This is a genomic window from Stutzerimonas urumqiensis (genome assembly GCF_003640395.1).
GTDB lineage: Bacteria > Pseudomonadota > Gammaproteobacteria > Pseudomonadales > Pseudomonadaceae > Stutzerimonas > Stutzerimonas urumqiensis.
Window position 1 is genome coordinate 1 of record NZ_RBZQ01000012.1, and the last position, 11,736, is coordinate 11,736.

The 11,736-nt window shown below is 65.6% G+C and carries 11 protein-coding genes; all 11 read right to left on the reverse strand.

Annotated elements, in window-relative coordinates:
• Positions 1-430, reverse strand: a 430-nt coding sequence (locus D7325_RS18375) for a contractile injection system protein, VgrG/Pvc8 family (protein WP_281273545.1), incomplete at its 3' end; no start/stop codon positions are given.
• Positions 431-559: 129 nt separating this feature from the next.
• On the reverse strand, positions 560-2,029 hold the full coding sequence (locus D7325_RS18380; RefSeq protein ID WP_425452332.1) for a sigma-54 interaction domain-containing protein: 1,470 nt from the start codon (positions 2,027-2,029) through the stop codon (positions 560-562).
• A gap of 52 nt (positions 2,030-2,081) precedes the next feature.
• Positions 2,082-4,691, reverse strand: coding sequence for a type VI secretion system ATPase TssH (tssH, locus tag D7325_RS18385; protein ID WP_120997908.1), 2,610 nt, complete (start codon positions 4,689-4,691; stop codon positions 2,082-2,084).
• Positions 4,692-4,700: 9 nt separating this feature from the next.
• Complete coding sequence (gene tssG / locus D7325_RS18390) at positions 4,701-5,768, reverse strand: type VI secretion system baseplate subunit TssG (protein WP_120997909.1); 1,068 nt, start codon at positions 5,766-5,768, stop codon at positions 4,701-4,703.
• Entirely contained in the window at positions 5,732-7,522 is a 1,791-nt protein-coding gene (gene tssF, locus D7325_RS18395) for a type VI secretion system baseplate subunit TssF (RefSeq protein WP_120997910.1), read from the reverse strand. Before tssF ends, tssG begins: the two co-directional genes overlap by 37 nt.
• 113 nt (positions 7,523-7,635) lie before the next feature.
• A complete protein-coding gene (locus tag D7325_RS18400; protein WP_120997911.1) occupies positions 7,636-7,977 on the reverse strand; it encodes a hypothetical protein in 342 nt (113 codons plus the stop codon).
• Positions 7,967-8,782: a hypothetical protein gene (locus D7325_RS18405; RefSeq protein ID WP_245962114.1), complete on the reverse strand. Its 816-nt coding sequence runs from the start codon at positions 8,780-8,782 to the stop codon at positions 7,967-7,969. Before D7325_RS18405 ends, D7325_RS18400 begins: the two co-directional genes overlap by 11 nt.
• An 11-nt stretch (positions 8,783-8,793) precedes the next feature.
• Positions 8,794-9,297 carry a PAAR domain-containing protein gene (locus tag D7325_RS18410; RefSeq protein WP_120997912.1) on the reverse strand — a complete coding sequence of 168 codons (504 nt, stop codon included), beginning with the start codon at positions 9,295-9,297 and terminating at the stop codon, positions 8,794-8,796.
• An 8-nt stretch (positions 9,298-9,305) separates the two neighbouring features.
• Entirely contained in the window at positions 9,306-9,713 is a 408-nt protein-coding gene (gene tssE, locus D7325_RS18415; protein WP_120997913.1) for a type VI secretion system baseplate subunit TssE, read from the reverse strand.
• A 4-nt stretch (positions 9,714-9,717) separates the two neighbouring features.
• Positions 9,718-11,196, reverse strand: a complete 1,479-nt coding sequence (tssC, locus tag D7325_RS18420; RefSeq protein ID WP_120997914.1) for a type VI secretion system contractile sheath large subunit — start codon at positions 11,194-11,196, stop codon at positions 9,718-9,720.
• 25 nt (positions 11,197-11,221) lie between these two features.
• Positions 11,222-11,728 carry a type VI secretion system contractile sheath small subunit gene (tssB, locus tag D7325_RS18425; protein WP_120997915.1) on the reverse strand — a complete coding sequence of 169 codons (507 nt, stop codon included), beginning with the start codon at positions 11,726-11,728 and terminating at the stop codon, positions 11,222-11,224.
• Positions 11,729-11,736: the final 8 nt, after the last annotated feature.

Sequence of the window (11,736 nt, forward strand, 5' to 3'; positions counted from 1 at the left end):
CGGGATAAACCACCGGGCCAAGATCGAAGCGATGGCCGACGCCGGCGAGGATGCCGTGCTCCTCCAGCACCTGGGCGACGATTTGCGGCACGGTCAGGTGCTGGAAGATGCGCTGGTTGGTGCGGTGAGAGAGGTAGGCCAGTTGCGGCACCAGCCTCAGGCGATAGCGGGTCAGGCGCTTGCCGGAATCGCCCTGGGCGACGCGGTACACCCGCCCGTGAATGCCGCCGCCATGCGGGGCGAAGGCGAGAAAGGCCGGCTGATGCAGCAGCGCTTCCAGCTCGAGGTCAGGGCGTTCGCTGACCAGCTCGACGTCGAAGGCGAAGGGCGCCGAAAGCGCCTCGCGACCGCGAAACTCGAGCACTTGCAGGTCGTGCTCGATGCCGGGGAGCTGCAAGCTGAAATGGGGGTGGTTGGCCGGGTTGAACATTGGCAGTCCTTGTTCGAGAAATCTTCCATGGGGCCGTAAGGCTTGGCGCAAGGCTATCGCTTACTGGCCGGCAGTTCCGCGGCGTCGATCAAATCAACGGGAAGCAAGAGCACCGGCGTATCGCTCGTGCTAGAGGTCACCGGTGCTGACCCCCAATCGCTCCATGCGATAGAGCAGGGTGCGGCGCGGCAGGCCCAGTTCGCGGGCGGCCTGGCTCTGGTTGCCGCCGTTCTTGCGCAGGCAGTCGACCAGCAGGTTGCGCTCGACGCGTTCGAGCCGCTCGCGCAGGTTCAGGGTGCTGTCCAGTGCGTCGTCCACAGGGCGCAGGCTGAAGTGCTCCGGTAGCAGCTCGCCGCCGTCGCAGAGCAGTACGGCGCGTTCGACCAATCCCTTGAGTTCCCGCACGTTTCCCGGGAAGCCATAGCCCGCCAGTTGTTCCAGCGCCGCGTCCGACCAGCGCACGGCGTCGCGTTGCAGGAAGCCGCAGGCGTTGTCGGCGAAATGCCGGGCCAGGCGCAGGATGTCCTGGTCGCGCTCGCGCAGGGGCGGCAGCTCGATGGGGAAGAGCGAAAGGCGGTAGTAGAGGTCTTCGCGAAAACGACCGTCCTCGACACGTTTGCGCAGGTCCTGATGGGTGGCGGCGACGATGCGCACGTCGACCTTGTGCGTACGGGTGCTGCCCAGCGGCCTGACTTCGCCCTCCTGCAAGACGCGCAGAAGCTTGGCTTGCAGGGTCGGCGGCATGTCGCCGATCTCGTCGAGGAACAGCGTGCCGCCGTTGGCCGCGTCGAACAGGCCTTCGTGGTCGCGATCGGCGCCGGTGAAGGCGCCCTTGCGGTAGCCGAACAGCTCGCTTTCCAGCAGATGCTCTGGCAGGGCCGCACAGTTCTGGACGACGAACGCCTGGCTGCGTCGCGAACCGCAATCATGAATGGCGCGGGCGACCAGTTCCTTGCCGGTACCCGTCTCGCCGGTCAGCAGCACGCTGACCGGGTTGTGCAGCACCTTGCCGATCAGGCTGTACACGGCCCGCATGCGGGGACTGTCACCGATCAGGCCGTAGCCGCTGGCGCAGGGGCGGGCGACGGCGGCCTCGTCGGGACGGGCTGGTTGCACCGCGCCGCGCAGGCGGCTGAGTAGCTGCGCCTGGCCGAGCGCGAACCGGCCGAGGCTGGCCAGCGGCTCGGCAGCCTGCGCCAGGTCGCACCCGGATGGGCTTGCGGTCACCAGCAGCCCGACCGCATGGCCCTCGGCATCCGGCAACGGCAGGCACAGCAGGCTACGCCAGGGCCGTGCCGCTTCGGGCAGAAAGCTGGTGGGATGGAGGCTCGCGTCGAGCGGGGCGATGCTCAGCAGTCGGTTCTGGCTCAGGCAGTACTGCAACAACTGTTCGCCGTCGTAGTCGCTCGGCAGGCTGGTTGCCTCGTGCTGGCGGCGCCCGTCGAACCACTCGGCCGAAAGCATCAGCCGCGTGTGGGTGGCGTCGAGCAGGTAAAGCTGCGCCAGCGGGCTCGCGGCCAACTGCGCGGCCACCTCGACCAGGCCGCCGAGCCAGGCAGCTGGATCGGTCGTCCCGGCCAGTTGGGCAAGACGGGCCAGAAGGGTGCCCGTCTCGTACGGCGAGCCCGTTTCGGCAAATACCGGCGGGGTCTTAAGCGAACTCACAGACGACCGCTCCGTCACCGTCGAGCGTGGCGTGCACCCGTTGCAGGGCTTGGCCGTGGGCCATGGCGTCCAGCAGGCGGTCGACGACCTGAGGCTGCAACGTCTGGTCGATCAGATGGTCGATCAGGCGTGCGCCGCTCTCGCTGTGGGTGCAGCGCTCGGCGAGGTGCGCGACCAGTGCATCGCAGTGGCTGAAGCAAAGATTGCGGCGGGCCAACCGCTCGCCGAAGCGCGCGAGCTTGACACCTACCAGCTCGGCGAGCACCTCGCCGATCACCGGGTAGTAGGGCACCACTTTCATGCGCCCGAGCAGCGCCGGTTTGAAATGGCGGCTCAGGGTTGGGCGAATGGCCGTTTCCAGGTCTTCGGCTGCGGGGCGTTGCCCGCCGGCGCAAAGGCGTGCGATCTCGTCGCTGGCGAGGTTGCTGGTCATCAGGATCAGGGTGTTGCGGAAGTTGATCTCGCGGCCCTCGCCGTCATTGGCCACGCCCTTGTCGAAGATTTGGTAGAAGACGTTCATCACGTCCGGGTCGGCCTTCTCGACCTCGTCGAGCAGTACGACCGAGTAGGGCTTCTGCCGCACGGCCTCGGTCAACATGCCGCCTTCGCCATAGCCGACGTAGCCGGGCGGCGCCCCGATCAGGCGCGACACGCTGTGCTTTTCCTGAAACTCGGACATGTTGATGGTGGTGAGGAAGCGCTCGCCGCCGTAGAGCAGGTCGGCCAGGGCGAGGGCGGTTTCGGTCTTGCCGACGCCGCTGGGGCCGACCAGTAGGAACACGCCCACCGGCGCGTCGGGACGGTTCAGGCCCGCCGCGGTGGCACGCATGGCCCGATCCAGCGCGGCAACGGCCTGTTCCTGGCCGCGCAAACGTTGGCGCAGATCATCGGCAAAGCTCAACACCTTGCTGTTGTGCTCGCGCGCCAGCTGCGACAGCGGCACACCGGTCCAGTGGCTGATCACCTCGGCGACCAGGCGCGGGCAGACCTCGAAGCTCACCAGCCGCTCGGCCGTATGGGCGCTTGTCAGTTCGTCTTGCAGATCGTGTAGCTCGGCTTCCAGCTGCGCCAGGTCTGGTTGCGCGGCGCTGGTCTCAGGTTCGGTCAGCGCGGTCGGCAGCTCTCGTGCCGCGGCGCAGCGCTTGCGCAGGTCGAGCAGGCGTTCGGCCCGCTCGCGCTGGGTGCTCCAGCGGATCTCCAGCTGATCGCGCTCCGCGCTGGCCTCGGCGAGGCGGGCTTCGAGTTGGACCAGTGCGTCGTCGTCGATCTTCAGCCCGGCGTCTCGGTCGCGGCGCACCGCTTCGCGCTGGCGTTCGCCTTCGGCGATCTCGCCGCGCAGCCGCTCCAAGGCCTCCGGCGCAGCGGCCAGGCTGATGCGCACGCGGGCGCAGGCGGTGTCGAGTACGTCGACCGCCTTGTCCGGCAACTGGCGTCCGGCGAGGTAGCGCGCCGAGAGTTCGGCTGCGGCAACGACTGCATCGTCGCGCAGGTAGATGCCGTGGCTCTTTTCGTAGACCGGGGCCAGGCCGCGCAGGATGGTCACGGCTTCGTCCACGCTGGGTTCGTGCAGCTGGACCGGCTGGAAGCGCCGCGCCAGCGCCGGGTCCTTCTCGAAGTACTTCTTGTATTCGCTCCAGGTGGTCGCCGCGATGGTGCGCAGCTCGCCGCGTGCCAGTGCCGGCTTGAGCAGGTTGGCCGCATCGCCGCTGCCGGCCTGGCCGCCCGCGCCGATCAGCGTGTGGGCTTCGTCGATGAACAGGATGGTCGGCTTGGCCGCGCCCTTGACCTCGTCGATCACGCCTTGCAGGCGCCGTTCGAATTCGCCCTTCACGCTGGCACCGGCCTGTAGCAGGCCGAGGTCGAGGCAGAGCAGCTCGACGTTCTTCAGGGTGTCCGGCACTTCGCCGTTGGCGATGCGCAGGGCCAGGCCTTCGACGATGGCGGTCTTGCCGACGCCCGCCTCGCCGACCACGATCGGATTGCTCTTGCGGCGGCGGGCCAGGATGTCGATCAGCTGGCGGATCGCACCGTCGCGGCACAGCACCGGGTCGAGCTTGCCGTCGCGCGCCTGCTGGGTGAAGTTGTGGGTGAAGCGAGCCAGGTTCGATTCGCCCGTGGTAGCCGGCGTCCCGGGCACAGTTTGCGGCTGCTGGGCCAGCGCGAAATCGCGCAGGCGTTCGGCATTCAGGCGCGCCAGCAGCGGCTGGTAGCGGCTGCCGGCATAGCGCATCGGATTGCGCAGCAGGGCCAGCAGCAGGGCGGCCTGGTCGATCCGGCTCTGGCCGAGTTCGAGGTTGCCGACCAGCAGGGCATCCTGCAGCCATTGCACCAGTTCGGCGGAAAACACCGGGTTGCGCGATTCGCTGTGCTCGCCGCGTGCCTGTAATGCCTGGGCCAGTTCGCCGGCGTTGACTTCGGCGTCTTGCAGGGCGCGCAGCAGCAGGCCATCGGTGCGCTCGAGCAAGCCGAGCAGCAAGTCCTCGACGAGAATCTTGCTGCCGCCACGCACGACGCAGCGTTCGGCCGCGCCTTCCAGGTCGCGCTTGGTCGGCGCATCGAGCGCCTGGACGAGTTGTTGCAGGTCTAGGTTGATCATGTCGGTTCCTTAGTGAATCTTGCTGCCGAGGGTGACCATGCCGTCGGCCCGTTCGGTGCCGAGCCAGCTGGTCCAGCCGAGGCGGCAGGGGTTTCCTTCCCCGATGCGCAGCTCGCGGATGTCGTCCTGGCGCAGCGCCAGGCGGATGTCGTAGTCCAGCGGGTCGCGCAGGGTGAAACGCACCAGCGCGCAGAGCGGCTGGTAACCCGTGCCGACCGGCAGGAATTCGTGGAAGCGGTCCCAGCTGAGCTGGCGGATGTGGATGCGGAACTTGCCGCCGCGGTCGCGCACGCGCTCGCCGAGGACGAGGGTTTCACCGAGTTGGCTGTTGGCGCGGCCGAGGCGGTTCTGCTGCTCGCCGAGAATGTCGACCTGGCGCTCCAGGCATTGCTCGATGCGCAGGTCGGCATGCTTGAAGTAGTAGCGCAGCACCGATTCGATCAGCGCCGCGGAGTGCGCGCGCAGGCTGAGCAGACCGAGGTAAGGCAGCAGGCGCTTCCAGTTCAGCTCGCTGGCTGCACGGATTTGTTCGCCGCCCAATCCGATGAGGGCGAACAGCTGTTCGGACAGCGGATCGCGCGCGCCGGTGGTGAACCGGGCGTAGTAGCGATACTTCTGCCAAACCGGCAGCAACAGGCGTTGCAGGCGGTCGTTGAACAGGTCGAGGAACTCGCGCGTGGGGTTGCCTTCGGCGCTGTCGCCGAGCGCCTGGTCGGCGTAGAAGGCAGGCAGCGGCGAGCCGGCACCGAACAGGCTCACCAGGTTCAGCCGCAGCCGGGCGCGCCACCCGCTGCCATCCTCGAAGAATTCGACGATATCGATGTCGCTGCCGGGAAAGCCGAGGCTCGGGTTTGCCTGGAAATCCAGGCGCTCGTAGAGCGCCTGCTCGTCGAGGCCCGGATGCAGCGCGCGCAGGCGGTCCAACGCCAGCAGCACGCCCTGGAACAGGCTGTACTCGCGGATGCCGTGGCTGAGCGGGGACAGGTCCTGCCCGACCCCGGCGCTGCCCGGCCGGGCGTTCAGAGCAGGGGCTGCTGCGTTCAGAGAAGGGGCTGTTGCCCCATGCGTGGCGTCCATTGGTACACCTCTCCTTGTGTACTGCTCACGCGCAGCTCGTGGTACGAGTTCAAGCTGGCGTAGAGCGCGAAAAATTCGTTGAGCACCGAGGCGAACAGGAACAGGTCCCCTTCGCCCAGGTAACCGTCCGGGTCCATGGTCAGTTCGGTGCGCACGCCGCGCACCGGCAGGCCGCGGTGCAGGCGGTCGACGTGCTGGTGGGCGATCGCCTTCAGGCCGCCGAGCAGCCGCTTGCTGACCTTTTCGGCATGCTGGTCGTAATAGCGCGGCAGGTCATAGGTCTCGAGGATGACCTTGAGCGCCTCGACGTTGGCCAGCGACAGGTAGTTCAACGACATGTTGCTGATCAGCTTCCACAGGAAGTCGCGGTGCAGCGGCGGCGCGTAGCTGGGCGTGACCGGGCTGATGTTGCGGAAGGTGAGGAACTCGGGCGTGTCTTCGCTGGGCAGGCAGATGTCGCCCAGGCGCAATTCCCGCGGCAGGTTCTGGTTGGTGCAGGTCAGCTCGATGGACAGCGTCTCGTGGCCGTCCAGGTCGCGCAGGCCGAACGACAGGTAGGTTTCCAGGCCATCGCCGAGCAGTGACGGCTGCTGCCGGACGCTGTAGTGCGGGCGCGCCAGCGGTACGTCGAAGCTCGGGTCATGCTCGAAGGATTCGAACGGCACGTACTCTTCATACCCTTTGCCTCCGGGCTTCCAGCCGGTGACCCGGTTGATCGAGTAGATGCCGCAATGGCTGCTGTCCAGTTCGGCGGGGCGCACCAGGTACTGGTCCTGCTTGCCGTCGAGGCGCACCGGGGTAGCATCGTGATCGAACAGGTTGACCACCGGCGTGCAATAGAGCCGGACATTGTCGCGCGTCGGCCGAATACGCTGGGCCCCGGCCTTGCGGATGTCGAAGCGCAGCTCGAAGCCGCGCGCCTGTTCCAGGCGTTCCTTCGGGATGCGCTGCAGCGCGTCGAGGCCGCCAAGATCGACGAAGAGAAACTTCTCCTGGAAGGCGAAGTATTCCTGCAGGTGCCGGTAGCCGCGGAAGGTGTTGAGCGGGTAGGGAATCAGTGCCTCGTCCTCGGCGAAGCCCACCGGTTCGAGCTTGCCGGCATCCAGTGCCAGGGGCGGCAGCGGCAGGCCCTGGGCATCGGTGAAGGGCTTGCCGTGGGTGTCCAGCGCGATCAGCTGTATGCCGTCGAGATGACGCAGCAGGCTGAGGTAGAGCATCTGGCTGACGTAGCGCTCGCCGGCCAGGTGCAGCCGCAGCCGGCGGACGCCGACCTCGCCCAGGTGACCATCGGCGGTCATGCCCAGGCGCAGGCTGAGCAGGGCGCCGTCGCCCTTGACCGAGTAGTTCAGCTCGGTCAGCTCCAGCGGCAGCACCTCGGTGGCATAAGCCGTGCGAAAGCGGCAGGTCACCCCGCGCACGGGCTTGGCCTCGACCGGCGTATGCCGCGGCACGGTCAGCGGGTTGCCGCTGCGCTTGAGCGGATCGAACTGCAGCATGCTGAAGGCCGGCAGCGGACGCATGTAGTTGGGCCACAGCAGGTGCATCAGCGAATGGGTCAGCTCCGGCAGCTCGTCGTCGAGCTTCTGCCGTAGCCGGCCGGTGAGAAAGGCGAAGCCTTCCAGCAGTCGCTCGACATCCGGGTCGCGCCCCGCCTGCCCGAGAAAGGGCGCCAACGCCGGGCTGCGCTCGGAAAACCGCTTGCCGAGCTGGCGCAGGGCGGTGAGTTCGCTCTGGTAGTAGTGATTGAAAGACACGATCAGTCCTTTGCGTTCGGTCGCTATCGGAGTGGCTACGTACTAGGAGCCAGGCCTTTCGTGATGTAGAAAGCTGCGCACGTCAGTCACGCTGTAACTTTTTTGCCGGCCCATTACTTGCTCCCCAATATGCTTTTGGCTTGGGGGGTGCACCAAGTGCTGACGTCGTCCCTCTGAAAACCTGGGCAGGTTTGGTCCTTGCTCATCAACAGGTATTCCCGCCCCGGCTCATAGGTGAAGTGGTAGTAGTTGTCGTTGTCTTCGGCATAAAGCCAATACGAACTCGATCCTTCGTTGATGACGTAAGGATCGAGAGTGAAAATCGAGGCCTCCGTGGGTACGAAGTTCTCACGGTCAATAACCAGCATCAGGCCGTTGCCGACCACGCGGGTCAACAGCAATACGCCCAGCAGGACGACCGTTGTGGCGAGACAGGCAGCTCGTTTAGCGTTCATAGAAATACAAACTCGCGGAGCCCATTTTGGCGCGTTCAAGAAGATCCATGGCATCGCTGGCGTATTTTTCGGCCAGAGGGCCTGAGCCGTTGTAGGCACCGATAACCGCCTTCAGTTGCTGCGCTGTCAGGCTGCCCTGGTGGCAGGGGGTGCCGGTCACGCGATCAATCAGTTCGCGCAGATGGGCGGCGGCGTAGTAGAGGTCGGCCTTCCAGTCGTCGCCGGGAATGCGGGTGTCTTGGTTGTAACCGAAGATGCGGTACTGGACGTCCTCCGGCATGGGCCGCTTGCAGTAGTAGTTTTCGGTATAGGTTGCAGCTTTTCGCAGCGTGGTGCGGCTCATGTTGACGAAGCCGCTGGAGCTGCCGGCGATCCTGTCCGGAACGATGTCGAATGCAACCTCGTCGACGATGGCGAGAAAGGTGGTGAGCGAGCGCTCACCGAACTGCAGGGCCTTGCTGGCTCCCGGGCCGTTCTCCTGTTGCAATATCACCGCAAGCAGGATCTGGGGAATGCGATGGTAGTTGGCGGCATCTCTGATCCAGCCGCGAATTTCGGAGTCCGAGAATTCGGTTCTAGGAACTTCGTTACCCTCGGGGGCATACCACATGATCTGTAGGGGCGAGGGGAGGTCGCCCGTATAACTGGGTACGCTCGCGTACTCGGGAAGGGTGGTCAGTTCCTGGCCAGTACAGCGGCAGTACGACAGCACTTCCGGTTCGGTTTGCTGCACCTCTGTCGAGGTGGACGTACCCGCTTTGACGTAGGTGACACCGTCTTTCTGTCGGGTGTGTTGGTCGGCCATCTCGAGCCTCCTCAGAATTCGATGAAAACTTCGAGCGGCTCGGCCGCGCCGTGCGGTGCCAGGCGATGGGTCATCCCCTGCGCATCCGTTAGCCCGGCCTCTTCGCTTCCGTCCTGACGAACGATCAGATAGCGGGTATCGGCCAGTGGATCCCCAAGGCTATTGGTGAGCTGGTATTGAGCATCGAAGCCGCCCGGGAAGGACAGTGTTGATGGCGAAACGAATGAAGCGGCGGAGTGTGCTGTCCCAATCAACACCGTCCCTGACCCTGCAACCACGGCATTGCCATGGCTACCCACACTGCCCACCACCGCAGCCGGCTTTCCGTTGATCAGCACGGTGGGAATCACCGCGCCGGCCATGTCGCCGCCGCAGGCGGAGGGGTCGCCCATGCGCGCAGCGGGCAGGCCGTCGAAGAGCACGTCCGGCGAGCCGGTGGCGATCGGGTTGTTGCCGTGGCCCGGGACGGGGCAGGCGGTGGGGTCGCCCAGGCGGGCGGCAGGTTTACCGGACATGGCGCTTCCTACTCGACGCTGACTTTGCCGCTGCCATCCAGGCGTGCGGAGAAACTGACCTGCCGCTTGCAACCTTCGATCTCCAGCAGGCCCTCGATGGCGAAGGCGAGCGTGAGTGGGTCATGGTCGTGCGGCAGCGGCACCACGCGGACCTGGCGCAGGCGGGGTTCGTACGCTTCGATGAAGCGTTCGATGGCGGCACGCGCCTGCTGCAGCGAGTCGTGCAGCGAGAGGCGCATGTCGTTCAAATCGGGCAACCCGTAGTCGGGCAGCGTCTGCACGCTGCCCGCCCGGGTGCTGAGCATCTTGGTCAGATGGGCAGCCACCGAGGCCATCGCCGCGATCTCGCGACTCCAGCCGGCACGCGTGTCGGCGTCGCCGCCGAGGCGTTCGAAAAGGCTGCCGTATCCGTTCAAGCGCTTATTCCTTGTCCAGCTTGCCGACCAGCGACAGGGTGAAGTCGGCGCCCATGTACTTGAAGTGCGGGCGCACGTTCAGGCTGACGCGGTACCAGCCCGGCTCGCCGTCCACATCGCTGACGATGACCTGCGCGGCGCGCAGCGGCCGGCGGCTGCGCACTTCGGCGCTGGGGTTTTCCTGGTCGGCGACGAACTGGCGGATCCACTTGTTCAGTTCCAGCTCGAGGTCGGTGCGCTCTTTCCAGGCGCCGATCTGCTCGCGCTGCAGCACCTTCAGGTAGTGCGCCAGGCGGTTGACGATGAACAGGTAGGGCAGCTGGGTACCGAGCTTGTAGTTCAGCTCGGCGTTCTTGCCTTCCTCGCTGTTACCGAAGAACTTCGGCTTCTGCGCCGAATTGGCGGAGAAGAAGGCGGCGTTGTCGCTGCCCTTGCGCATGGTCAGGGCGATGAAGCCTTCCTCGGCCAGCTCGTACTCGCGACGGTCGGAGACCAGTACCTCGGTCGGGATCTTGGTCTCGATCTCGCCCATGCTTTCGAAGTGATGCAGCGGCAGGTCTTCGACTGCGCCACCGCTCTGCGGGCCGATGATGTTCGGGCACCAGCGGAACTTGGCGAAGCTGTCGGTCAGGCGGCTGGCGAAGGTGTAGGCGGTGTTGCCCCACAGGTAATGCTCGTGGCTGCCGGCGACGTTTTCCTTGTAGACGAAGGATTTGACCGGGTTGTCTTCCGGGTCGTAGGGGTTGCGCAGCAGGAAGCGCGGTACGGTCAGGCCGACGTAGCGGGCGTCTTCCTGCTCGCGGAAGCTCTGCCACTTGGCGAACTGCGGGCCTTCGAAGTGATCCTTCAGGTCCTTCAGGTCCGGCAGGCCGGTGAAGCTTTCCAGGCCGAAGAACTTCGGGCCGGCGGCGGCGATGAAGGGCGCATGGGACATGCTGGCGACCGATGCCACGTACTGCATCGTCTTGATGTCCGGGGCGCTCGGATCGAAGAAGTAGTTGGCGACCAGCGCGCCGACCGGCTGGCCGCCGAACTGGCCGTACTCGGCGGTGTAGATGTGCTTGTAGAGGCCGGACTGAACCACCTCCGGGCTGTCCTCGAAGTCATCGAGCAGGTCCTGCTTGGAGGCGTTGAGGATCTCCAGCTTGATGTTCTCGCGGAAGTTGGTGCGGTCGACCAGCAGCTTCAGCCCGCGCCAGGACGATTCCAGCGCCTGGAACTGCGGGTGGTGAAGAATCTCGTCCATCTGCCGGCTGAGCTTGGCGTCGATCTCCGCGATCATGCGGTCGACGAGCGCCTTCTTTACCGGCTCGTGTTCGTTCTGCGGCTTGAGCAGTTCCTCGATGAAGGCCGAGACGCCGCGCTTGGCGATGTCGTAGGCCTCGTCGTCGGGGGTGAGTTTGGTTTCGGCGATGATGCGGTCGAGAATGCCGAGGTCGGCAAGGTGGTTGCCGCTCTCGACGGCTGCTGCGCTAGTGCTCATGTGTTGGCGTTCCTTGTCCAGATAATCAGGCGTCCAGGTGTTGTTTTGCGGCCAGGCCCAGTTCGCCCAGCACGCGCTCGCGCGAGTCGTCATCGGCCAGCACGCTCTCGATCGCCTTGCGGAAGGCAGGGGCATTGCCCAGCGGCCCCTTGAGGGCGACCAGCGCGTCGCGCAGCTCCATCAGCTTTTTCAGCTCGGGGACCTGCTCGACCAGGTTGGCGGGGTTGAAATCCTTCATCGAGCCGATGTTCAGCTGCACCGGCAGCTCGTCGTCGGTGGCTTCGTCCTGCAGGCGATTCGGCACGGCGAAAGTCAGGCTCAGCTCCTGCTTGGCCAGGACCTCATCGAAGCTGTTCTTGTCGATGGCGATCGGCTTGCGGTCTTCGATCTTGCGATCGTCGGCGCGCTGGGTGAAATCGCCGAGCACCATGAGCTTGAGTGGCAGTTCGATCTCTTCCTGGGCGCCGCCGGTGGCGGGTTTGAAGGTGACGTTGATGCGTTCCTTGGGGGCTACCGAGCCTTCTTTGGCCATGGGTGTTC